Below are 24,806 nucleotides of genomic sequence, written 5' to 3' on the forward strand. Positions count from 1 at the left end.
ATCGGTGAGTTATTTCAATTCTACTTAATCCTATTTATTTCTGTAAACCAATATATTTCAAACAAATCGAACCTCATTTCTCTTATAAGGTTTCATTCAATCCTAAGCAATAATCATACATAGATAAGTCTTTTAAACAACCAATCCCGTTAAACAAATAATCTTTCTTGTCTGACTCTTCTAATTTTTCCCGTATCGCAGATGTATTATATAACGGTATAATAAACTTAGACATAATACCTTTCAATAATTCGGTATTTCTTCTTCTTCTGGTGATATTTTTTTTCTTTCTTTCCACCACGGATTTATAAAGTTCCCAAACTCCTCTCCCTTCTATTCTATCCATATCACCGGAAAGGCAATTGTTATCCTTCAAAAACTCAAGTTCACTCTCCGCAAAACATCCGCTCCTCTGTCCTTCACTATCTAACAATGGTAACGAGATCGGAATAAAAACAGAAATTGTATCATTATCTATTAATTTAAAATCCGCATCAATTTTCTCAAAATTTAATAGTTCAATCTCTGACATATAAGAGCGAAAACCCACGGTGAACGTTTGCTTCAACTTTGCATTTATATCATTTATAACCTGTCGATACAGATATTCAAAATCATGTTCCCTCAACACCTTTTCAAGCCGTTCGAGATCCCCGTATATTGATTTACAGATTTTACATCTGGGATCTTCTCTATACACATCTTCCGGTTTATCCAATTGAAATAAATACAATATTCCTGTTGCTTTCAACATATTCCTATTAATTCTTCCCGCAAACTGAATATCACTGTCTACCAGTGAAATATTTTTAAATCCAATATCCATATCAATATCGATACCAGCTTCTATAACCTGAGTTGTTATCAGCAATATATTTTCATTTGCATGATTTGGATCTGAAATATACTTCAACACTTCCCGCCTTCTTGTTTCCAGTATTGTTCCTGATAAAATAAAGACTTTTTTAAATACCACAGACTTACTTATATAATTGCAAAATTTCGTTGCAGACTTTTTCGTTATAAACTCCACCGCAGCATGTACCCGACCATGCTCTTTCTCATATTCACTAGATCGCTTCAATACTTCGTCTGCTAGATCCTTATGTGTTATTACACTATATTTCTTCAATAACGAAAGATCAAAACGAACCCGATTACAAAAATTTGGATTTAAGAAATAATTCTCTTTTGCGTTATCAATCAAGTTCACAAAATCCATCTTATTACTTATTGAAATTCCATCGATCTTTGGCAATGTTGCAGACATTAATATAAACCTTATATTAAATGTTTTAGCAAACTTATTGATAAAAAAAGTCAATTTATCCCACTCCGACGGAGTATAGTACTGCAACTCATCTATTATTACGACAGAATTTGCTAAGCGATGAAACAGGTAATTCTCTTTTCTCTGACATGTTTTTATAATATCAAAAAATTTCACATGCGATAACAGGCAAAACGGATAACTAACAAACAAATTATCTATATCATTTTTTTCTTCTTCCTCGTCGCTCTCGTGGTATCCGCTTTTGGAATGTTCTGCTAAAATCTCATTATTAGACAATCCTAACGTTTCTTGCAAGCCCTGCTGTATCTGCGTGCTTAAAGTTGTAAAAGGGAATATATAAAACACCTTTGTAATATCTATCTGATAAATCATCAGCAATTTTATTAACATGATAACTGACAAATTTGTCTTTCCCCCGGCTGTCGGTACTTCTATATAAAATATTCTTTGGTCCTTAAATTTCGTTATCCCGGCTAGAACTTCCGCACCCAATCGCTGACGCAAAATATTCAAATTTGTATTAGATGTTTCTTGCAAATTCTGAATAGGATAATTCAAAAAATAAGAATGACGTTTCCACAATTCTGCATTATAAGGCTTTAACTTTATAAAATTTTCAAACAATTTACTTCTAAGCGAAGCGTCAATTATTCCAAAATCACTTTCATCATAACAATCTTCAAGCCCGTTCATAAAATGATTGGTTGCATAATAATCTGCTGCCGTCAACAAAGAATAATTTAGTTTCACCAACTGCCATACATAAAAATAATCCTCTTTATGAATTCGATTGAAGGCATTTAAATAGCAACCTTGCATTTTTTCGATATTAATATCGACAGCTAAATTACACTCTCGCAGATAACGACACAATTCATCAATAAAAAACTCTAAATCTGGAAGAAAATCAGTATTAACAGATTGCAAACCTTTTGCATGATGCCTACCTATCGATTGAGCGAAAAGCAATATCACTCCATATAAAATGTTATTTTTCTTATCATCATCCGGAATGAAAGAATCGGCTTCTTTAAAACTATGTCCAATAAAAATATACGAACCAAGCAAAGCATGATGATGAGTCAGCTTATCGTCATTCGCTCGAAAATTCTGATTTCCCATTCGGACAACCTGAAAATTTTCATTGATCTTACCATGATCGTGAAACATTATAGCTTTGACAAACAACCTCTTCAAAAAAACAGCATAATCGCAATCCGTGACAAACAGACAGATCATTTCATCTATAATAGTATCCAGTTTATTGACTTCGATTAACACACAAAGATACTTTCCCGTCAGATCAATATGCTCTTCCAACAACTCTTTCGTTTGCTTGTTCGCTCTCATATGGGCGAAATACTTATCACATTGAGGCAACACATCTGAAAGAGGGGCAAGCCTCGATACGATTTCCCTTGTTGCAGGCAACTTAAAACAATTGGACATACTTTATAATACGATTTGTTAACTCTATCTTAAAAATATTACTTATTTCCATTGATAGCTCCAAGATACAATCCGTGTAAACAAAATCCTCAAGCTTATACTGATAAGAATTACCCCTTTTTTCAAAACCAACCGGCAATTTTTCAAAACAAGAAAATCCGGATGCTCTTTCGTCACGATTCTTTATTCCACTCAACGTAAGTTTGGAAAGATTGATAATAGAAGACAACCTGCCGGTTACACTCCCAGGCAATTCTCTCGCATAAGAATACTCACACACTTCCTCCTTGTTCCACCATAGAGTATACTCGTTCTTACCCAGATACGGGATGTACTCTGCGTAACAGTTTGTTATATAGTGATACAATTTTTCTTGCAAAACATCATCTATCGAATTATCAATCAATACATAACATCGATAAGCCGGCTTTATTATAACCTGCTCATTCAATACCCAATTACAAGGAACACCTCTCTGAGTATTAGCATAACCCACCGAATTATTATACTTGATCGAAGCCTTTGGAAAGATACCTCTCTCATGGAAACCTTCAATTGGCTCTATTCCAACTTTCAAATTGAGAAGTTTCTTGTAATACTCCGGCACTTTTCCAACCCCATCAAAACCTTTCAAGCCCAATATAGCCCCAATGATTCCCAATAAAGCCGGCTTATGCAACATATTAAATGTCATACATAAATCCAATTGAGAGTTTGAAAAAGGCTTCCTTAAAAAACCGAAATCAGCATAAATATCAAATGATATCAATTTATCCATTACTACCCTATTTCCCTGTATTACTCTCAAATAACTCTAATTCTTCCAAGGAGAATCCGCTATTATCAATCCCCTTTAATTCAGTATACAAGCTATTATAATACACGCATACCTTGTCTATTTGCTCCTTCATATGCTTTCGATTCAGTAATTCAGCCACGTTGGATAAGTCTACAACAACCTTTTTTTCCCGACTCACAGAAATCAGTTCCGTAAAATTAGGAATAACCTGCTTACTACCTTCTTTTAGTTCCACCCAAATCAGTACTTCATTCTCTAACCCAGCTTTCGAGGTCGAATCATAGAACGTAGCTCCACAACGTAACGACTCTTTCAACTTTTCAATGTCACTTTGGAATATTCCCGGTATCGGCTGCACTCCCTCCAAATTCTTTACAATATTCAAACTATCGTCCAAATTCTTTGGGTTAATCGAAAAATTGTGAACATAATGAGCCTCCATCGTTTTCGATGCACTACCGATTGTCGTCATTTCCGCTTCCTTATTGTTCGACTTATCATTACGTACGGGAGATTTTATCTGCTCCGTGTACGAAAGATTCTGCACTCCCCCCTCGTAGAAGAAACGATCAACCCCCGAGCACACCTGAACAGGTCCATGAATAGAAACATTTGCATTTCCAGCAAATGTAACCCCGAACAAACGTACATCCAAGCAATTCAAGAGATTATACAGTACTTTGATCTTATCATATTTTCCGAAAAAATAGATATCTAAATCCTCTATCGCACTTTCCATCACGGAATCCTCTAGATTCAACATTACCGCCTCGCCATTTTTAGATACATAAAAATATCCTGGCTCATCAAAAACGGAACTTTCAACCTCTTCAATTTTACATTCCAGTGCCTCTGTTGCCATCCGGCTAAATTCAGCAGCATATGCCGGTTTCTCGTCTAACTCCTTATAGTACTTGCTTAATGCAGATGGCTTTAACGAAGGTAACTTTCCTTCTGCCTTTTCTCCATCATAGTAAAATAACATCATCTTATTTCCTGTATGTTTTTTACTATTTCTTTCCATCGCTCCAAACAAATTCTCGTACAATTCACGTAACGACATGGGAATATATTGTCCTTGTCCGTTCTCTACAATTTTATAACGAGTAAAATACAAAATTTTATCTTCCGGATAATTTTTATACCAGAAATACCTGTTCGTGTATTTCAAAGCTTTATCCGTCGCATAAACAATACCACTAGGTAAAGTTCTGGGCATTTTCGTGAAATCCGCATTATAATTGGCATTTACAGCCTTAACGATAGCGGCACCGTAAACTCTTTTTGTAAATTTACTTGTATCCATTATACTTATGTATTAATTATAAATCATATTTTTAGAAAAATATCCGGCAAGGAAATAGCTTTTCAGGTTATTGAAATTTGTCGAAGCCATGTAACCACAAATCTCACTAAATGCCTTATTGAACTTCTTATTTGAAAAAGCAATCTTATAGGCATATTTCGTGCAATCATTCTTCACATTCTGAATAATAGAATTAAAGTTATTTAATTGCATATAAGGCAACAACAGCGAATGAGTCTTATTTTTTGATTCATTTTGACTTACCAAATAATAAACGACCTGCCCCAATGCAAAGGCATACTCCACGTCGTGTCCCTCTTCCAAGTGACGATTCTCCTCGTTCAATAACCCTTGAAAGCCCTTTATTAAATCTTTTGTTGTCTGAACCATAGAAAACGTATCTGATTCCTGATTAAAATTATTATTCATCTTGTCAAAGTATTTATTGAGGTTGAAATAAATGTTCAACAATTTCTTTATCTTCTCCTCTTTTTGTTGATCCGTAACCCTATATTTATAGTCCTTCAGGACATCTTGTATGTTCGAGTTTATAATATCCCGAAACATATCTTTAGTGATTGCCTCTCTTTTGGATTTATAGATGTACTCGTAAAAAGCTCTTCGATAAGAAGTCAACAAACGATACATATTATTTGTCTTGCAATATTTTATATCAAGCTCTCCCCAATAATTTTCATGCCAGCCACCCTTTTCATCCTGTTTTACAAGACAATTATCAAAAATCTCTCCAACTATTATTTTCTGAAAGTCAAAGACCGTTTTAATTTTAATCACATGACTTGTATCTGTCTTAAAAACAGGTTCAATATAATAGTCTAATCTATAAAGAAAAGAAGGAACATACTCGAAATCTTTTATACCAAGTTTCTTATTTTCAATCTGAGCATACAACAAATAATAGTTACCTAAATCATCTCCCTTGAATGAATCCTTCCCATTCTCATATAGTCGTTCAAAAATATCATTAAAAGACAACTTACCTTTTCCTTCATGAACAATACTGACAACATCATGATTCAACTCTTTTCTATCAATAAAAATAGGCAATGGCTTAGGAAAAATATCCTTAGCCTTCAATTTCTTCATAAACGACTTCACAACCGCTTGTTCCTCGTTTGAAATTTTATACCATTCATTTGACATCCCGGTTATATGCGATAAAAACGGCTTCCTGTCCGTATCGAATCCCAATAACTCACTACATTGCTTGAAATCATCTGTACCAATACCCAAAAAATTATTATAACATGATTTATAACGCTCTAGCGATTCATCAAGAAAGATATATACCCAATCATATAATTTTATACTATTCCCGTCATTTACTTTATCCGCATTAAAAGCAGCTACCCTTTCCTGGAATACGACAAGATCATGCCAGAATCGATTCAAGTCCTGCAAATACTCTTTAAAGAAGAGCATTTTTTCAGACATAATATCTTCTTTAGGGGTTATGTATTGATATGCTTTACGAAAGAAATTCTCCCAAATAGAATTCCAAGCTTGATCTTCGATTCTTGCTTTGTATCGACTTGCATCAATAATAGCACAATAAGGAGAAGAAGATTTATTCAACTTCACCGGAGCGTCAAACCGTTCGTTCGCCGCAGCAAAACCCTCTACATAAGGCAATCTCTCAAAACACTTTTCAAAATGCTCTGAATCTTGAATAAACTGATTCAATTCTGATTTTTTCTGATACTGACCTATCTTTATTTCAAACTTTCCCAGCTCAACATATTTCACCCACACATAAATTCCCTCTTCTTTTATCTCCTGATTTTTCATCCCATCCTCTTGCAGAAAACGCTCGAAATTAATTATCTCTTCTACCATACCATACCGTTTTTACCTGTCCAAACAGCTTTCATATCCAGAAACGCCAATCAAATATACCTACACACGTTTAGATATTCACAAATATGTAAAATTTAAATGAATAAAACAAGCCCAAAAAGACATTTCTTATCGCTATAATTAACATGAATACACTAAAACAAGTATTATTATCAAAATCAGAATAAACTATTTCAATTTTTGTCGAATTTGATTTATAAAATTCCCAACTAATCCCTGTATTTCTAAATAGGAATCTTCATTGAAATAACTTTCCACATTTTCAATTACCCTCTATAATAAAGACTATTGTAGAAGCAAAAAAATAAACAATATAAATTGTAATAGACCTGCCGCAAGACAAATCCATTACAACATTCCCCTATCAAAGCATTAATTGGGGAAAAACAGTAATTTTAGGAACAGATAATTGAGAAAAACAGTATTATCTGTTCCAATTTTTACTATTCTTCTAATAAATAGAATATACAGATAATCCAATATTGAAATAATTTATTACATTTGTGCAACAATTCGAATTTGTTAAGAGGGCGAACGGGAAAACTAACGGGAACTACGCCCTCTTTTTTTATTGCGATAAATATAATGAAAATAAGCATATTATGCAACAATTTAGTTTCCCGAGGTTGGATTCGATAAAAAAATTTCAAAAAAAGTTCATTTTTACCTCACCCATTTCCGGGGTGAACTTGTGTTTATAATGTTACAGATGAAAAAAGATGAATATGGATGAAAAACACGACAAGATTGAGTTTATCCTTTCCCATTTAAGGGAGCCGGAGAGGTTGATGGACGAGGAGTTCGTGGATTGGCTGCTTGAGGAGAAGAATAAACAATTGTTCGAGGAAGTGATACTGAATCGGGAAGCGTTTTTACGGAAAGAACATGGCTGGCAGATCGTGACGAGCGAGGAATGGGAGAAGTTTTGGCGGAAGGTACAAGAGAAGAACAAGACCTTGCAAAAGAATCAACGAGCGATACGGCAACATCGGATCGGGAGGAGAGCGTGGATGTCCGTGGCGGCTTGCGCGGGTGTGCTGTTGAGCGTGGCGGGAGGATTAATGCTAAGGCAACATTTTGCGAAACAGGAAACGGTAGAGGTGGTTGAGGAAGTGTACAAGGGAAAACGGGGTGCCATATTGACAACCGCATCGGGAAAAGTTTACGACCTGACTCAAACGCAGATTCACTTACAAACACCCCAAGGAACCCAAGTCGTGAACGACTCTCTGAATATGCTTGCTTATCAAATAAATAATACGGCAAGTCCCAAAAACCAACAAGCACAAAGCCAGCCGATCATAAAACCTGCCTACAACACGGTACAAACCCCGGCAGGAGCAGACTACTGCGTGACACTGACGGATGGGACACGGATATGGTTGAATTGCGAGTCGACATTACGCTTTCCCGAGCAATTCGAGGAAGGGAAACCTAGGGAGGTACATCTTGAAGGAGAAGGATTTTTCCAAGTTGAGCATGCCGAAGGATGGGCTTTCGTGGTACACACTAAAGGGATGAAAGTACAGGTGACGGGAACACGCTTTAATGTAAAATCCTACCCTACCGAAGACATCGTGCACACCACGCTGGTAAAAGGTTCCGTCTGGGCTTACGCCGATAACACGAAAGTGCTGTTGAAACCTTCGGAGCAATTCCGCCTGGACAGGACAACCGGAGAAACTTCTGTTCTGAAAGTGGACACGGATTTGTACACGGGATGGATTAACGGGATGTTTGTCTTCCGCAACCAACGCATGGAGGACGTGATGAACGACTTGGTTCGCTGGTACAAAGTAACCGTCTTTTACACCAATCCCGAGGCAAAAGAAATACGGATATCCGCTAATTTAAATAAATATGAGAATATCGACGACCTATTAGAAATTATCAACGAGAGCGGGAAAGTGCTTGCTGTCCGGAAAGCAAACACGATTACCATTCAGACCAGATAATAAAAAAAGGATCGGGTCCTGCGCCAACAATTCCCGGTCCTAAATATTAATTAGTCATTAATTAACGTTACAAAGTTATGGAAAAAAGATGGAAAAACGTATTTCCCTCTGGGGGAAATACGCGAAAAATGATTAGATGTATGAAACTGACATTGCTATTACTCACGTGTTTCGTGCTACAAACCTTTGCCGGGGCGAATGCACAAATCGTAACGATCAAGAAACAAAACGCCACGTTGGAAGAGGTCATTTGGGAACTCAAGCAACAGACAAGTTTCTCCTTTATGTACAACGACGTGGATATCGCATCGATAAAAGGCATCACGTTGAATGAAACCAAAGCTAACGTTGAAGAGATTCTACGAAAATGTTTGAAAAACACGAATCTCGAATACGTCGTTTTAAACAATGCAATTGTTATCAAACTCAAGGCGAACACGCAAGACGAGAAAAAATCCATCACTTTAAAAGGTTGGGTTTACGATAAGAAAAAAGAACCGATGCCGGGAGTTACCGTCAAATTAGCCAATACCAGCGTGGGAACGGCAACCAACAACAAAGGTTGGTTTTCACTACAACTCCCCGTAACCAACGGAACTTTAGAGTTTTCTTTCGTGGGTTTCAAAACACAGTCCATCAATTTCACAGAAAAAACAGATACCCTTCGTATCACGTTGGAAGAAGATGTTCAAACACTGGACGAAACCGTCGTAGTTGCTTATGGAACGACAACCCGACGCAAAGCGACAGGTGCTATCTCGACCGTAAAAGCAGAAGAACTTCGCGGAATACCTTCCGTAAGCATCGAAACTTTATTACAAGGACGCGTGGCTGGAATGGATGTCACGCAAATGTCCGGCGCTCCCGGTGGCGGCGGCACGGCAGTCACCATTCGCGGGTACAATTCATTGGACGTGGAACAGGGACGACGTTTTTCCAATCCGTTATGGGTGGTTGATGGAGTGCCCTTGAATTCTTTCACCTCTCCCATCACGGGCACCAATCTTTTATCAGACTTAAATCCGGATATGATAGAGTCTATCCAAGTATTAAAGGATGCTTCCTCTGCGGCAATCTATGGATCCCGCGCGGCAAATGGAGTCATTATCGTGACCACGAAAAAAGGAAAGAAAAATCAAGACGCCACTTTCACCGTGAACGCCTCCCAAACTTGGAGTATCCTTCCCGAATTACCGACCATAACGACAGGACGGGCAGAACGTTTATTTCGACTGCGTTCTTTCAGAGAGCGGTTCTGTGCTTATATCGATCCGGAAACCAACAGGTATAAATACCCGACCACACTTCGAGAACAATATGATAACTGGGACCGAGGGGCAATGCTCGATGGAAATTTCGAGCCTATCCCTTTTAATAATAATACAAACAACGGCAATATGTTTCAAGATAGTTTGAATGTATTCTACAATAACTCAACTAACTACTTCCCGATTTATTACGAGAAAGGCAAAGTCACGAACGCAAACATTCAAACCTACGGCGGCTCGGAAAGAATAACTTATGGTATCGGTTTAGGATACTACAACGAAGAAGGTATTTTCAGGGGTACCGGTTTTAACCGGGTGGATCTAAATTCTTCCATGAACGTAACTCCGGTAAACCGTTTGAATGTAGATTTACGCCTAAATGCATCCTTATCTAATCGTAAACGAGGAACGAAATCAGAAGGATTAGGATCTGCACCTGCCATCGAAACAGTCCCAGGTGACCCGTATAAATTATCTTCATTATTCCCGGGAGAAGGTTCCGTGGCATGGAATTCCGTACTGGATGCTTACAAGGGAACCAAAGAAAAAAACAGGGCAATCCGTTTACGTTCCAATTTCAAGTTAGGATATGAACCCATAGAAGGATTAAATATATCTACATCATTATCGGCAGACTATTCCATCGACCGCCGAAACTATTTCCAACCCTCCTATTTAAGTGAATCCGGATACTCCAAAAGTATCGGGGAAACAGGTATCAACCTGATGGTATTGAATGAAAACATTCTTTCGTTCAACCGCACCCTGAAAGAAGACCACACGATCGGTTTCGTTGCCGGACTTTCATACCAGTACGATCAAGTAGAATACAACGGAGGTAGCGCCGAGAACTCTCCCTGCGATAAAATATATTACGCCCCTTCCGGGATGCCCGAAATTGGGAAAGAAGTCTACGATTTCGGGGGTGGTTACAAATATGAAGAAGTTATCGCCTTCCAGCATTATCAATCGGATATGCAGGAAAAAAGCCTGTTGTCTTATTTTGCTCGATTAGAATACAGTTTCAAAGAACGGTATTTACTCTCATTAAGTTTCCGACGTGACGGGAGCTCTACTTTCGGGGAAAACAATCGCTGGGGAACATTCCCTTCCGTGGCAGCCGGTTGGACGTTTTCAGAGGAACCCTTCATCAAGGAAAAATTAGGCTGGCTCTCTTTCGGGAAAATCCGGGCAAGTTGGGGACGTTCCGGCATGCACTTCAGTTCCAATTACCTGGCATTAGGCATTATGAACGTGGGAGCCACTTCTTACCGGGGTAACCCGACCATCAATCCCAAGTGGGACGACGGACTGTATAATCATGAACTTTCGTGGGAGGAAACCGACCAATATGATTTCGGATTGGACTTGGATTTCTTTGATTACCGCCTGACGTTTACTGCGGATTATTATTACCGCTACACGGATAAATTACTTGCACGAATCACCCTACCCGGCGATCATAACGGTTATGAACAACAATGGCGAAATGCAGCGGCAATTTCCAACGAAGGAATAGAACTGATGGTCAAATACGAAATTTTCCGGGAACCGGATTTGTACTGGAAAATTTCCGTGAACGGGGCAAAAAACTGGAATCGTTTCGAAAAATCGTATGACGGAAAAGATTTTGGTGGCAGGGTTATAGGTAAATCCCTGAATGGTATTTATGCCAAAAAAACAGACGGTTTTATTAATTCCCAAGATGAAATGAAAGTATATTATAATCAACAGGGAGTAAGTTTCTATTTATCAGCGAACAATTATAGCAAAAACACTTTTTATAAACCCGGGGATTACAAATTTGTCGATTTAAATGGAGATTCCCAAGTTGATTCTGAAGATGAGGTTTACATAGGAAGCGCTTTACCGGAAATCAGCGGAGGTATCGTGAATGAATTCCGCTGGAAAAATTTTGATCTGAATATGTTACTCACCTACACGATAGGACGACACATGGTTAATCCTCTCGTCAAAAGATGTCTTTCTACCTTTTCAAATTATCAAGCATTGGTTGTCGATTTGGACAAAATCAGCTTCTGGGAAAAGCCGAACGATAACCCTGATTACCCAAGATTCCAATACGATCAAACAGTCGGTTTATGGTCAACCGTCGATCGGGATGTTGAAAAGGTCAACTATATGAAATTGCGGACCCTGACTTTGGGATATAGTTTCCCCAAAAAGTGGAGTAAAAAAGTAGGGATGGAAGAGTTAAGAATATTTGTAAGCGGCGAAAATCTGTTGACATGGACCAATTACTCGGGAATGGATCCGGAAACAGTAGACATCACGTCAGGGGAAGACTGGCAGATAAATTATCCTTTAGCCAGAAAATACACGCTGGGTTTAACTTTAAAATTTTAAACAATGAGAAACTATTATATTCTGTTAGCAATTCTAACTTACGTTCAGTTTTGCGCTTGCGAGGATACATTAAGAATGATTCCTGAAAATTCTGTCACCTTCGAGAACGCTTTCGAGAATGAACGGGAAATTGAAATCGGGGTGCTTACCGTGGAAAGATATGCCCGGAAATATTTGGGAATGACCGATATTCAATACCCAGCATTATATGGAGCCTACTCGAATTATCATACTCCATTGGATGCGGCTCTTTTGCGAGAAAATGATGCGGCATTATATACGATACAATGGAATCACATATACGAAGTAATAGCAATGGCAAATGTTCCGTTACCGTATATTGATAAAGTGGAAATGCCGCAAGAACGCCGGAATTTTTATAAAGGGCAAATCTTTTTCACGAAAGCATTAGCTTACTTCGAGTTAGGGCGACGCTGGGGACGCTGCCCGATCATTCGGGATGAAGTAAAATTCCAACCCGTTGAATTTTCATCTTGGGTAAAAGTCATCGACTATGCCATTGAATTAACGCGAAAGGCGATCAAATCGCTCCCGGAATACCCGGATTTAAAAGATTGCAACGGGAATGCCATCACATATAAATCCGTTCCCTGCAAAGGGGCGGCACAAGCCTTGTTAGCCCATTTATGCGCATGGAAAGCAGGATGCAAATACATGGCAGCTCCCGAAGAGGCAACTTACGATGAACAGGCATTGTGGTCTGCTGTCGATTCCGCCTGCACGGCATTAATCAACTCCCCCGTTTACGAATTGGCGAAAACCCCGGAAGAGGTATGTACAAGCACGTTAGTCGGGGGCGACCAGGAAAGTATCTATGAAAATGTATTACGCGGATTCTGGGAAGAAATGGAAAACGAAGACCCTTTCTCTATAACTAATCGCATATTTTGTTTCGGGCGATTTTTCCAAAGCTGGCCGGTAGTAACAAACACGGGAGAAGGAGATATCCAAAACATGAAATACAGAATATTAAATACTTCCGTACGCGAAATGTACCCTACCCGGACCGTGGGCGACCAAACGGTAACCGACCTGCGACGGGATGCCTACTTCTACGATTTCGAACGCATGGAAGCCGAAGACACGGACATCACGGGAGGATACGCTTACCCGTGGAAATGGCGATTGGCAAGGGTCGGCACATCCGGCTGGGATATAGGAGAATTTTCTAATTTTGACCAGAACCGTATCTGGTTCCGATTAGCCGATATTATCCTATTACGAGCCGAATGCCGAGCTCGATTAGGCAATCAAAGTGGAGCCATTGCCGATTTAAATCGTATCCGGGAACGCGCAAACGCGGAACTTTACAACTCATCCGAATATGACGGGAATCTACGCTATGCCATCTACAAGGAACGGGAAAAAGAGTTATTGATGGAAGGTTGGCGCTGGTACGACATCATCCGGAACGGGTATTACAAAACAGAACTGTATGGCGGATTCCGGAATGTATCGGCACAGGATATTATCGATGGCGTATTCTTTAACGGAGTTGACGATATCGAATTCGAGAATAATCCATTAGCACGCCAAAACACGTATTGGTTAAAAAGAATATAAAAATTTAGGACCTAAAATTCATAATAAAATGAGAACGTTATTATATATATCAATATGTATTTGTGTACTACCGCTCTTCACGGGTTGTGACACGAAACAAGATTGGATTGACACGGGAGTATCTTCACCGTATCATGATTGCAGCATCATGGAATACCTGCGAGGTGACAAATATAACTGGGAACTGACTGTGGCAATGATCGAACGGGCAGGTTTGACAGCCCTATTCGAGGGAAATGAGCCGGAATACAAGGAAATCACCTTTTTCGCCCCGCCGAGTTATTCCGTGTTACGCTACCTATGGGATAATGATATGGAAAACGTGAGTGAACTTACTCCCGAATTTTGCCGGGAGATGATTCTGAAACACGTGGTCAAAGGAAAAATGCTAAAGTCCGCGATTGCTTACCGTAACCCGGATTATATCATCACGGATAGCAAACAAGACGGTGGAACGGAATTAACCTGCATCAGTGGAAACCGTTTGATCGCCTACGTGGACAAATCCCCTTATGGCGGAGTACCTGATGTCGGTCCGGAAACCATGTACTTGTATTCCTTCTCGGCTTATACCCATGTGCCTTTGGCAACTCCGGACATACAACCGCTGAATGGGGTCGTTCATGCTTTGAATTATAATTATATATTAGGAAAAATTTAAACCCTAAAGCTATGAAAAGATTAATCATATTGCTCGTCATTGGAACACTGACATGGTTTACCAACGGGTGCCAGGATATAACTGTCGGATACTTGTTGACAAAGAGTGCAAATTATAACCCCGATACACTGGTGATAAAAAGTAAAAATTCATTAGATGTAGCCGGTGAAGATTACCTCCGGGCAAAATGGGGACAACCTTGGGTAAGTACCCCTATTGAAGGAGTGGAAGGAACGGCTCAAATTATCGTATCGATCAAGAATATCACTTCCACCTCGGGAGATCCCGATAAATTATGGGAAGTACTTGAAGTTCGCGGTGACGGTACATTTGAGATTCCCCTACAGCATGATGTCCCGGTAGGACGCTACGTAATTTCCCTGAATTTCAAAAACGAGGGTTACTCGAAAGACGTAAACGATTGTTTCACCATCATCGTGAAATAAATCATTGTAGTGTGTATGTGGCTCAGATAGGCACTTGTAGAAGTGCCTATCCCCTACACCGATTCTACAAAAATAAACCTTGTTTTCCCGGCGTTTGACAAGGAATGTTAAGCCTATAAATTCAATATAAACTCAATATAGAATCGCTTAACATTCAAACGAGAACAAGTTTATAAGATTTGTTTATTGAATGGATTTCATCTCTATAGACTGAATAAGGTTGGTGCAAACTTTCCCGTTCAGTCAAAAAGAGTATTGTTTAATTTAATCTCTAAAATTATGGCAGACATCGATTCTGATTTCGTGAAAGCCTTATCCGGCAAGGTCGGAGGGGTTTCCATCGTGGAACGATACGGCAAAAAATTTGCCCGGCTGCTCCCCGTCATTTACCATGATGCACAAAGCGAGGAACAGTTGCATCAACGGGGAAAATTGCAAGCCGTCATCGCCCTCTACCAACGAGTGAAGGACTCGCCCCTCCCACTGGTCTGGCGAACCGCCGCGATCGGGTTACCCCGTTCGGGTTACAACCTGTTCGTGAAGCGAAACATTCATGCGTTTCGGGGAGATGGTTTCGTGAGGGACTACTCGCAATTACATTTTAGCGAGGGGACGTTACAACAAGCAGAGAATCTGACCCTGACAAGCGCATCCGACAGCAATTTCACCTTGTGTTGGACGTGCAACCCGGAAACCGCCTCTTCCTCACACACCGACCGATTAATCCTTATCCTGGTAGAAGAAGACGCCACATTTTTCCCCCATGTTATTGAAACACCCGCTTGCAGGGCTGACGAATCCTTCACCTTCCGGCTTCCCGACGGGGTATCGCTTCCCTCCCACCTGTATTGCTTTTTCAGCAACAAGGACTTTCACCAATTTTCAAACGACAAATATTTTCAACTATGATGAACACCAAAATCATTAAAAGGTATGTCACAGAACTGAGCAAAGCCCGGGTGAAGCTCTCCGACGATCCGCTTCATCCCGTTACGTTCAATCGTGCTGATAGTTTCCCGGATTACCAGCTTTATCTTCTTGGGCTGGAAATAGAACTGTTGCCCCTTGCCGTGGAGATCGTCCTCAACCGAAAACACACCGTCCACTGGCGCAAGCTGGTGTACAACTATTCCTTGCTCCTGGAAAATTTATTCCGGGGAAAAGGAGCTTGCGGCATTCACCGTCACTTGTCGATAACAAAAGGAAACGAAGTCGTATCCTTGCAGGATTTGTCAAACGACCACCGGGAATACATCAACCGGTTTCTCACCTTGCAACGAGAGTCTTTTGAACGAACTAAGGCAAGCCTGCTCGGAACTACTTCTTTCTGTCCTTCCGATTTCACGCTTGAAGGCACCGAGATCGACTTGAACGAGTTAATCAATTTCCTCTGGCATTCTGGTGCGGTGAAAGGCATCACCCCCGGAGTCACGAAGAAAGCATTCGCCATATACTTCTCGGCTATGATGAACCGGAAGTGCGCCAATAATTTCGAGGACAGGATACACCAATCCCTCGGGCGTTACAACCCGCTTAAATACGTGGATAAACTGCGGGAACAGTACCTCGATTACGCGGAGGAACGAGAACAAAGAAAGAAATAACGACACCCCTTTTCACTAACCACAAAACTACAACATTATGGAAAAACAGATTAACATCGAGTACCAACTCCATGTATTACTGGAGTGTAACCACACGTTATTGAACCAAGTGGAAGTACTGCTCAACCGGGTGGAACAACAAACGATAGCCCCGGCTGCCGAATGGTTGGACGGCAACGATGTCTGCCGCATCCTGAAAATATGCCCCCGAACGTTACAAGTTTATTGTAACAAAAATATCCTCCCCTTCCGGCGTTTAGGAGGCAAAATATTTTTCAGCAGAACGGACATTGAAGCAACGTTAGAGGCGAAGAAATTTTAACGAGGATACGTGCTAAAACTGGTCCATAAGGTCTATAAGGTCCGTAGGGGTGAACATGATAAAAAAAGGGGGCATTGTCAATTAAATCATTGTATTATAATATTTAGTGACTTTACGGACTTTTCGACCTTATGGACCCATGGGTGTGTTTTGACACACACTCACACGAAAACCTTATTTTTCCACATATCCATCAGCAATCTCAATAAGGTCAAGTTTTATATCATCCCAATTTTTACCAAGCAAACATATAGGATCAGGAAATTCATCCGCAACACTAAAATCAGTGAACAATCGCAACAACTCTTTTGGCTCATGTTCCCACGGATACCTTTTCTCATGAAAAGCAAACATTTCAGATAATGCCAATCTATCAAGCAAAAAATGTAAATCCCAAAAATCCTTTTTCCGCCCACCACGGGACACTACATTCATTTTCATCGCAACAATATCACTTACACTAGCCATGCGTATATTGTATATCTTCTGAAATACGATGACCAAACCGCAAACTGAGATTAGTTCCACCGACTAAACGGAACGGGTTAAACAATTCTTCCGCCATCAACATATCAAGAATTTCCTTCAAATATGGTTTTACCGTTTCATAATGTAATGCTGTCATTAGAATGTTTCGTTTTAGTAATCCTATAATAATTACTCGATTTATAACTTTCAAGTTCCGTAACGTCTATATTATAGAAACGTGCTATTTCTTTCTTCTCTGCTTCATTTCCTCGTTCTAAAACCCTTTGTATTACAGTTTTTTTGTATCTACCCCAGTCTATCGAATCAAAATCGATGTCCCAAAACAAAGATTTCCGGATATTGGGAATTCCAGATACGGATTGACTTAATTCCTTATTCTTAAATTCTATCACCAAATAATACGCCTGAAGGGCATACAAGAATCCTTCTTCGTATCCCAATGCTTGTTCTATCTTAAGAGATAATTCAATTGTCAGTTGCCGCCGTCCGTTAATTATGGCATTAAGAGTCTGACTATGAACACCAATAGAAGCAGCAAAAGAACGCTGGCTAAGATTTTTCTTTTTTAAATCTCGGCTAATGATCTTTCCCGGATGAATTCCTTTTAATATGTCAATTTTATGTGCCATAATTCTTTTTACAAAGATACGAAAATGCAAACAAATTTGTTTGCATTTTTATAACAAAAATCACAACACTAATTCCCGAAACAGTTTCTCGAACGTCATGTCAAGGTCGGCAGAGAAACCGGGATGAGGACGTGAGGTCTGGATAGAAGTACTTCGGACGGCGGTAAGCCAGCGAAAACGCTCGGGAATTTCAAATTCGGCAATAGGACCGCCCTCTTTCACGCCGGAACAGATACGATCGAAAATACGCAGATTATTTTCTATCACCTCAACCTCCACCTCAGGGAAAAGCGTTTTCAACTTATCCCCGTGCAGGACGTATTTCGCCTTGAGGTATTTTTTCCGTTTGGAAAACAAAATAATACCCACGTTCACAAATTCTTCCCGTTCCACCCGGGGCACTACCCGGATAACCGCATATTCATACAAGTATTTCTCTGGCATGTTGAGCTTCTTTTATAAATATTTCCGAATGTGCTACCCGTTCCGTCAGGAAACGCACGTAAGTATCCCTGATCTCCGACGGCAATACGCCGAAATCTTCCCAATTCAACCATTCGTCGGGAATCAAATGAACGATTTCACGTATTTTTTCCGGCGAGAGCAAGGCTTTCAACCCGGCATCCACTTCCGCCAACCGGCTCGCCCGGTGCAGCAGGACATGATCTTTTACCTGCTCGAAAGGACTCAAGGCGTGTTTTTCCCAATTTACCCAAGAGTAATGAAAATAAAGCGATGAACCGTGGTCTATCAACCAAAGTTCCTTGTGCCACATCAGCAAATTGGTATTCCGTATGGTACGGTCAATATTCGTGAGCAAGGCATCCAACCAAACGATTTTCGACGCCAATTCGGGATCAATTATATTCACCGTGGGATCGAATCCCAACGCCCCGGACAAGAAATGCAGCCCTAGGTTCAGCCCCCGGCTCGCTTTCAGCAAATCCTGAATCTCCTCGTCACCTTCCGCCTGCCCGAACGCCTCGTCCAGTTGGAGGAACACGATCTCGGGCACCCTCAATCCCAACGCACGAGCTACCTCACCCCCGATCAGTTCCGCGATCAAGGCTTTCGCCCCGTGTCCCGAACCCCGGAATTTCACCACGTATTTGAATTCATCGTCCGCTTCCGCCAAAGCCGGCAAAGAGCCGCCTTCACGCAAGGGCATGATGTACCTCGTAACATTTGCAGTCCGTAACTCCATATCGTTCCTTTATTTAAGCAGAAACAAAGATATAAATAAACGACAACTTTACCGAAGATTTCACACGAAATACTCTATTAACTTTTTTTGTTTAAGCAGTAATATTGTATGTACAAATTAAAAAACAAGAAGATATGGAAGAAAAAAGTATGACAGAGGAGAACATGAGGCTGTTGTTGAAAAACAACCGAACGTTGATCGACAAGGTCAACCTGTTGCTGGAAAAACTGGAACATTACACTTCCGCCCCTTCCACCGAATGGCTGGATTCCGGGGAGGTATGCCGTTTCTTGAAAATCAGTTCCCGTACCTTGAGCAATTATTGCGACAAATTGCTGCTCACGGGATACAGGCTGGGAGGCAAACTCCTGTTCCGCCGGTCGGAAATCGAGGAAAAACTAAAATCACAGAGCCTATGAAGCCGGTAGTCGATTTCGTCCATTCCATCGGGGAGGTGGTTAATAAACTAACCTTGCCCTCCCGCCAGAAAAAGCAACTCGAATCGGAGTTAAGCCAAATGATCTACACGCTCGAGGAACGCATCGCTTCCGAGCAAGCCGTAGTCCTGCGAGAAGAAGCCCGGGGCAACTGGTTGCAACGTTCGTGGCGTCCCCTGGTCATGCTGACATTTGCCTTTATCATCCTGATCGGGATATTTACCGACCTCCCGTTATTGGCTGACACTTCCCGTTTTTGGGATTTGCTGGAAATCGGGTTAGGTGGATACTTGATCGGTCGTAGCGGCGAGAAGATCGCCGGACATATATTTCACCCTAAAAAGAATTAATCATGACTCTCTTTGAACATACATTGCAAGGAAACGAAATCACCCGCCTGGCTTGCAGCAAAAACACGCAACCCCTCATCCATCCGGACACGATCGTCATTCACGCCACCGGGGGCAGCAGCGCAGAATCATCCGCCCGCTACCTGGCAAACAAAGCCACTCCCGTGTCGGCACACCTCGTGATCGGCAGGCGCGGGGAGATATACCAACTCGTACCGTTTAACGTGATCGCCTGGCACGCCGGGAAAAGCACGCATAAAGGTCGCACCAACCTGAACCGTTATTCTATCGGGATTGAATTGGATAATGCCGGAAAACTTCACCGGAGAGGATTCCAATTCTTCACGGAATTCGGGAAAGAGATCATGCCCTCGGAGGTCTACACGGACTACCGGGAATCCAAGCTCTCGTTCTGGCATACTTACACGGAGCCACAACTGAACACTCTCGTCAAAATATGCCGCCTGCTGGTTGCCCGTTATCCCGTACAATATTTCCTGCGCCATTCAGATATAACTTCTCGCAAAATAGATCCGGGGCTGGCTTTTCCTTTCGAGGCTGTTCGGAAACAAATTTTCATGTCTAACCTTTAATATTTTAAACCTATGGCTATTTTTGACCCTTTCATTTTCAAAAACCTGCGTAAATCACTAGGGAACATCACCCTGTGCAAGTACAACGACGTCAACGTGATGAAAACCAAAATCACACAACGTCACGATCCCGGAACTCCTGCCGTGCTCGCCCAGCGTGCCCGCATGAGGGAAGCCGGGAAACTCTCCCAAGCCTTTGCCCCTGCCCTGCAAAAAGGTTTCGTGAAGCATCGGTTGAAAAACCGCTTCAATGCCTTTACGAGCGAGAACATGGCAGCCCTGGAAGTAGACGAGGCGTACCAGGTAACCATTCATCACGAACAATTGAAGTGTTCTGCCGGGATTTTGGTTACCCCCAAGGTGCAAGCCACGTTGAATACCGAAAGTGGAAAGATCATTTTCGAACAACAGGAACAGACACAAGGTGCTTTCTGTCTTCCCACGGACACCGTTTTTGCCGTGATCTACGAACCATTATGCAGAACCGTGGAAATAGTTCCTTTGCGTGACCGTGGAGAAAGCGGCTCGACCTCTTTTACCTTACCGGGAGATTGGGACGCAGAAAAAGTCCACATCTACTGCTTTGCCACCAACAAGAATGGCAGCATCGCCTCGAACACGCTGTATTTACCGTTAAATCCATCACTTTAAACAACATTGAAAAATGAATACCATGTATTTCTTTATCGGCACGTTATCCACGATGAGCCTCAACTCACTTCTTAGCCAGCTTTCCGACACGCTTTTCACGAATTTGATTAGTTTGTTGGGAGGAGTATTAAGCGCCATGGCAGTGGCTTGGTTGAGAAGAAGGTGGGAAAGGGAGTGAGTTTATCCTCGGGAAGGGCTTTTAGGTTAGCCCTTTCTTTTATTTGTTTCTAAAATAAACTATATTTGCTGTATCGTGGAAAGGAAGATTGAGGTAACAAGCAGAATGTAGTTTGTTGTTAGAGGAGGTGTTCTTTGAAATGTTGGAAAATGAATATATGGAGTCGACCTTATTTTTTGAAGGGAATTTGTTGGATATTTTTATTGTTTCGGGTAAGTTTTGAGATGCTTACAATTTGATATTTAGATACATTCAATAAGTCGTCGAAGTACCGGGAAAATCTTATTATTGGGGGTCGACGCAAATCATGGTAGGATTTTGGAAAAATTAAGATGGTAAGATAGTGATTTATATGCTACTATATTTTTCATTTTAACGGGTAATAGAACAAAGGTGGTTGAATTGAAATTAATATACTCTGTCCTTTTCAATTATAGTTAAATCAGTAATAGAACAAAGGTGGTTGAATTGAAATGAGTCAGTCCAAGTAGTGACTCCATTCCCTAGTCCACGTAATAGAACAAAGGTGGTTGAATTGAAATTTTTGGAATAAAATGTATTATAACATACATTCATGGTAATAGAACAAAGGTGGTTGAATTGAAATAAAGTTGATATTGAGCGCACGTTCTGGAAAATATCCGTAATAGAACAAAGGTGGTTGAATTGAAATAGGCTCCTTCCGATGAAAATATGCTAGCTTCAAACGGTAATAGAACAAAGGTGGTTGAATTGAAATTTTTGGTGTTCGTTCTCCTGATGCTCGTCTTCAACGGTAATAGAACAAAGGTGGTTGAATTGAAATTTCGTTCCCGGTCGCCATTTTCCCAACGGTTATGGGTAATAGAACAAAGGTGGTTGAATTGAAAATAGTATTGTCGCACTAGGTGGTTCATGAAGAAGAACTTTAATCGCACAAAATAATCGAATCCTACCTACTCCCGCACTTCGCCTTTGATGATGAATTGAATGACAGACTGGCGGGGATCATTACAATAAAGAGTGATTTGTTTGCGTTGCTTGCCAACTCTTCCAGCGGAGTGGAAAACGACATCAAGCTGGGTAGCTTTTCCGGGAAGGATCACTCGTTGTCCGGGGACGACGGCAGTACAACCGCAGGTGGTTTCAATTTTGCGGATGAGGAGGTTTGTGCCGCCCGTATTTCTGATAGGGACAACGATAGGTACTTCTTCCCCTTCTTTGATGATACCGAAATCGTATTCCAAAGAATCGACTTCTACCCGAGGGGTTTTTGCCTTCTCCTTTTCGCTCCATTCGTTGAAATTTTCTTTCACTTCCGACTCAACAACAAGACCGTAAGAGTAATCGGCATTCCCGTCAACCATAAAACGGAACGCATTATAATATTCTCCTAGAAGCAACTCGTTCTCCGGCTGAAAGGTTACAATCAAGGTATCGATTTTGCCGGGAGCGATGCTATACCCGCCCAAGCGCCATTCCTGAACAGTCCCTCCTATTTTCCGACAAGTCAATTCGGGATAATTACCCAATCCTTCCAACCGGATGGCTTTATCCTTGGGATTATATACCATGACCGTATCCGTGTATTCCCGTCCGATATAAGTAGTCGTCCACGTGATATTCTCTTTATTGAACAACAGATCGCCCGCGGGATAGATAAATCCTTCCGGAACTTTATTCCCGGAGCAAGCACAAACCCCAAAAGACAATATATAAATCCAACAAAAATTCTTCATGATATATCATAATTCGTTTCCGAAATTCAAAGCTACTATTAAAATTTTAATTTTGTTCGGCATCCCAAATATTTTACGGAGAAAATGTATTTTTGCCTCGAAAACAACATAATTAATTGAAGAAAAGTGATAATTAATGGTTTCGTTAGTGGATTTTTTACCGTTCTGTTTATCCTTCCAAGATAAATTTGTTGCAGTAAAATGAAGCAAAATCTTTAATTATAAATTTTAATCCACTATGAAAACAAAGAATTTATTCGTTGCACTAATTTCGACGCTGTTCGCCTTCCAAGCGTGCACGACGGACGACGTGTCATTGGTAGAAACGGGACCCGTGGACGGGAGCAATCTCTATTCCATCAAGGACGACGCATTCGGGGAATACTTGAAATACCTCAAGATTAACGGGGTTTATTCTCAAGTATCCAACGAGAACGGGAATGCTGTCATCTCTTACGTGATCGACACGGTAGAATCTCAAAATTACACGGGAGAAATAAACCTGAACAAAAGCGGTACTTTTACGTCCAAACTGGAAACTGCCGGATTGGTAACCGCCAAAGAGAAGATTGCCAACCTGGACGGCATTCAATATTTCCCGGGAACCACCTCATTAATTTTGACTTCAAACGAACTGACATCTATTGATTTACGCCAATTAGTAAATTTGACCTCGTTGAACCTGAATAACAACTGGATCGGTTCGTTGGACTTATCACAAAACACGAAACTGAAAACACTTCTGTATAACGCCAGTGGTAGTGCATCAGCACCGGAAAATAGCAAACTCGTAAACATTGATCTTACTCACAACCTTGATTTGGACACGATCTCTATGACAAATCACGAGTTGGAAAGCATCGACCTATCGCAGAACACGAAATTGAAAGGAGTAAACTTCAAAGGCAACAGCAACACACTGTATGTTCCGCAGGAAGTTTACGACCGCTTGAATACTACGACCGGACTGCAAGTGGAAAGTCCCGTAGATCCGGGAGATAATATGTTCGTCATACCCGATAAAGCCCTTGGAGAATATTTAAATTACAGGTTAAACGGAACAGATATTATTGTCGAGGATGGGAGTACCTACAAAATAGATAAAACCAAAGCAGCAAATTACACGGGAGCATTAAACCTTTCAAAAAATGGAGATATTCCGATGGAATTACAAGAAGCAGGATTAAGTACTGCCAAAGAAAAATTGACGAATTTAGATGGCATTCAATTCTTTACCGGAATTACATCTTTGAAATTGATAACAAACGAAATTACGGAAATCGATGTATCGGCACTCATCAATCTAACTGTATTAGACTTGAATAACAATAAAATCAGTTCATTGGATGTTACTAAAAATACGAAATTAACAGAACTGAATTGCAAAGCAAGCTCCAAAGCAACAGACGCACAAAAACTAACATCCATCGATTTAAGTAAAAACACAGAATTGACAGCTATTAATTTTGAAAACAATCTATTCACAACAATAGACCTGACGGCAAATACAAAATTAACTAGCATTAATTTCTTGAAAAACAAAAATACGATAACTATTCCTGCTGATTTATACGACCAAATCGAAACTGCCGGAGGAGATTTAAAAGGCGTTACTAAATAATTT

General features: G+C 40.6%; 24 protein-coding genes and 1 CRISPR repeat array. Of the genes, 14 read left to right on the forward strand and 10 right to left on the reverse strand.

Annotated features, from left to right (window positions below; all coding sequences use genetic code 11):
• Positions 1-82: 82 nt before the first annotated feature.
• The 4 genes from cas3 to A3CY_RS0104260 all read right to left on the reverse strand — a co-directional run bounded on the left by cas3 (position 83) and on the right by A3CY_RS0104260 (position 6,657).
• Positions 83-2,644: a CRISPR-associated helicase Cas3' gene (gene cas3 / locus A3CY_RS0104245; protein WP_169503550.1), complete on the reverse strand. Its 2,562-nt coding sequence runs from the start codon at positions 2,642-2,644 to the stop codon at positions 83-85.
• Between the two features lie 82 nt (positions 2,645-2,726).
• A complete protein-coding gene (locus A3CY_RS0104250) occupies positions 2,727-3,521 on the reverse strand; it encodes a hypothetical protein (protein ID WP_018336665.1) in 795 nt (264 codons plus the stop codon).
• A 7-nt stretch (positions 3,522-3,528) separates the two neighbouring features.
• A complete protein-coding gene (locus A3CY_RS21860; protein ID WP_018336666.1) occupies positions 3,529-4,848 on the reverse strand; it encodes a type I CRISPR-associated protein Cas7 in 1,320 nt (439 codons plus the stop codon).
• 12 nt (positions 4,849-4,860) lie between these two features.
• The gene (locus tag A3CY_RS0104260) at positions 4,861-6,657 is read right to left on the reverse strand and encodes a hypothetical protein (RefSeq protein ID WP_155828175.1); all 1,797 of its coding nucleotides are present in this window, start codon (positions 6,655-6,657) and stop codon (positions 4,861-4,863) included.
• Between the two features lie 794 nt (positions 6,658-7,451).
• Between A3CY_RS0104260 and A3CY_RS0104270 the strand changes: the two genes are divergently transcribed.
• From A3CY_RS0104270 to A3CY_RS20205, 8 genes are all read left to right on the forward strand, one after another.
• Positions 7,452-8,681, forward strand: coding sequence for a FecR family protein (locus A3CY_RS0104270; protein WP_169503552.1), 1,230 nt, complete (start codon positions 7,452-7,454; stop codon positions 8,679-8,681).
• Positions 8,682-8,821: 140 nt separating this feature from the next.
• A complete protein-coding gene (locus A3CY_RS0104275; protein ID WP_018336670.1) occupies positions 8,822-12,316 on the forward strand; it encodes a TonB-dependent receptor in 3,495 nt (1,164 codons plus the stop codon).
• Positions 12,317-12,319: 3 nt separating this feature from the next.
• A complete protein-coding gene (locus A3CY_RS0104280) occupies positions 12,320-13,900 on the forward strand; it encodes a RagB/SusD family nutrient uptake outer membrane protein (protein ID WP_018336671.1) in 1,581 nt (526 codons plus the stop codon).
• Positions 13,901-13,928: 28 nt separating this feature from the next.
• On the forward strand, positions 13,929-14,561 hold the full coding sequence (locus tag A3CY_RS0104285) for a hypothetical protein (protein WP_018336672.1): 633 nt from the start codon (positions 13,929-13,931) through the stop codon (positions 14,559-14,561).
• 11 nt (positions 14,562-14,572) lie between these two features.
• A complete protein-coding gene (locus A3CY_RS0104290; RefSeq protein WP_018336673.1) occupies positions 14,573-15,007 on the forward strand; it encodes a hypothetical protein in 435 nt (144 codons plus the stop codon).
• A gap of 279 nt (positions 15,008-15,286) precedes the next feature.
• Positions 15,287-15,916, forward strand: a complete 630-nt coding sequence (locus A3CY_RS0104295; protein ID WP_018336674.1) for a DUF6266 family protein — start codon at positions 15,287-15,289, stop codon at positions 15,914-15,916.
• On the forward strand, positions 15,913-16,611 hold the full coding sequence (locus A3CY_RS0104300; protein ID WP_018336675.1) for a hypothetical protein: 699 nt from the start codon (positions 15,913-15,915) through the stop codon (positions 16,609-16,611). Before A3CY_RS0104295 ends, A3CY_RS0104300 begins: the two co-directional genes overlap by 4 nt.
• A 37-nt stretch (positions 16,612-16,648) precedes the next feature.
• Positions 16,649-16,933: a helix-turn-helix domain-containing protein gene (locus A3CY_RS20205; RefSeq protein ID WP_018336676.1), complete on the forward strand. Its 285-nt coding sequence runs from the start codon at positions 16,649-16,651 to the stop codon at positions 16,931-16,933.
• Positions 16,934-17,107: 174 nt separating this feature from the next.
• On the opposite strand, the gene A3CY_RS0104310 is transcribed toward A3CY_RS20205, so the two are convergent.
• From A3CY_RS0104310 to A3CY_RS0104330, 5 genes are read right to left on the reverse strand one after another with little or no spacing between them, the layout of a single operon-like run.
• Positions 17,108-17,401, reverse strand: coding sequence for a hypothetical protein (locus tag A3CY_RS0104310; protein ID WP_026207293.1), 294 nt, complete (start codon positions 17,399-17,401; stop codon positions 17,108-17,110).
• On the reverse strand, positions 17,394-17,558 hold the full coding sequence (locus A3CY_RS23240; RefSeq protein WP_231932385.1) for a nucleotidyl transferase AbiEii/AbiGii toxin family protein: 165 nt from the start codon (positions 17,556-17,558) through the stop codon (positions 17,394-17,396). The genes A3CY_RS0104310 and A3CY_RS23240 overlap by 8 nt, the downstream gene beginning before the upstream one ends.
• A complete protein-coding gene (locus A3CY_RS0104320; protein WP_018336677.1) occupies positions 17,539-18,051 on the reverse strand; it encodes a HigA family addiction module antitoxin in 513 nt (170 codons plus the stop codon). The genes A3CY_RS23240 and A3CY_RS0104320 overlap by 20 nt, the downstream gene beginning before the upstream one ends.
• A 60-nt stretch (positions 18,052-18,111) precedes the next feature.
• Complete coding sequence (locus tag A3CY_RS0104325; RefSeq protein ID WP_018336678.1) at positions 18,112-18,495, reverse strand: DUF3037 domain-containing protein; 384 nt, start codon at positions 18,493-18,495, stop codon at positions 18,112-18,114.
• Positions 18,473-19,255, reverse strand: a complete 783-nt coding sequence (locus tag A3CY_RS0104330; RefSeq protein WP_018336679.1) for a HipA family kinase — start codon at positions 19,253-19,255, stop codon at positions 18,473-18,475. The genes A3CY_RS0104325 and A3CY_RS0104330 overlap by 23 nt, the downstream gene beginning before the upstream one ends.
• 134 nt (positions 19,256-19,389) lie before the next feature.
• Between A3CY_RS0104330 and A3CY_RS0104335 the strand changes: the two genes are divergently transcribed.
• Genes A3CY_RS0104335 through A3CY_RS22850 form a run of 5 tightly spaced genes read left to right on the forward strand, consistent with a single transcriptional unit; the run spans position 19,390 to position 21,464 of the window.
• Entirely contained in the window at positions 19,390-19,674 is a 285-nt protein-coding gene (locus A3CY_RS0104335) for a helix-turn-helix domain-containing protein (protein ID WP_040371258.1), read from the forward strand.
• Positions 19,671-20,042, forward strand: a complete 372-nt coding sequence (locus A3CY_RS0104340) for a 3TM-type holin (RefSeq protein ID WP_018336681.1) — start codon at positions 19,671-19,673, stop codon at positions 20,040-20,042. Before A3CY_RS0104335 ends, A3CY_RS0104340 begins: the two co-directional genes overlap by 4 nt.
• A 2-nt stretch (positions 20,043-20,044) precedes the next feature.
• Positions 20,045-20,635 (forward strand): N-acetylmuramoyl-L-alanine amidase, encoded by a 591-nt coding sequence (locus tag A3CY_RS20210; protein ID WP_018336682.1) that lies wholly within the window; start codon positions 20,045-20,047, stop codon positions 20,633-20,635.
• A 12-nt stretch (positions 20,636-20,647) separates the two neighbouring features.
• Positions 20,648-21,286 (forward strand): DUF6266 family protein, encoded by a 639-nt coding sequence (locus A3CY_RS0104350; RefSeq protein ID WP_018336683.1) that lies wholly within the window; start codon positions 20,648-20,650, stop codon positions 21,284-21,286.
• Positions 21,287-21,299: 13 nt separating this feature from the next.
• The gene (locus A3CY_RS22850; protein ID WP_155828177.1) at positions 21,300-21,464 is read left to right on the forward strand and encodes a hypothetical protein; all 165 of its coding nucleotides are present in this window, start codon (positions 21,300-21,302) and stop codon (positions 21,462-21,464) included.
• 379 nt (positions 21,465-21,843) lie between these two features.
• Positions 21,844-22,334: direct repeats of the CRISPR family, unit length 30 nt; unit sequence GTAATAGAACAAAGGTGGTTGAATTGAAAT.
• A gap of 65 nt (positions 22,335-22,399) precedes the next feature.
• Here the strand turns inward: A3CY_RS22850 and A3CY_RS21865 are convergent.
• On the reverse strand, positions 22,400-23,182 hold the full coding sequence (locus A3CY_RS21865; protein ID WP_018336686.1) for a DUF1573 domain-containing protein: 783 nt from the start codon (positions 23,180-23,182) through the stop codon (positions 22,400-22,402).
• A gap of 238 nt (positions 23,183-23,420) precedes the next feature.
• On the opposite strand from A3CY_RS21865, the gene A3CY_RS0104375 reads away from it, so the two are divergent.
• Entirely contained in the window at positions 23,421-24,803 is a 1,383-nt protein-coding gene (locus A3CY_RS0104375; RefSeq protein WP_018336688.1) for a leucine-rich repeat domain-containing protein, read from the forward strand.
• Positions 24,804-24,806: the final 3 nt, after the last annotated feature.

It is taken from the genome of Butyricimonas synergistica DSM 23225, from assembly GCF_000379665.1.
In the GTDB taxonomy this organism is placed as follows: domain Bacteria; phylum Bacteroidota; class Bacteroidia; order Bacteroidales; family Marinifilaceae; genus Butyricimonas; species Butyricimonas synergistica.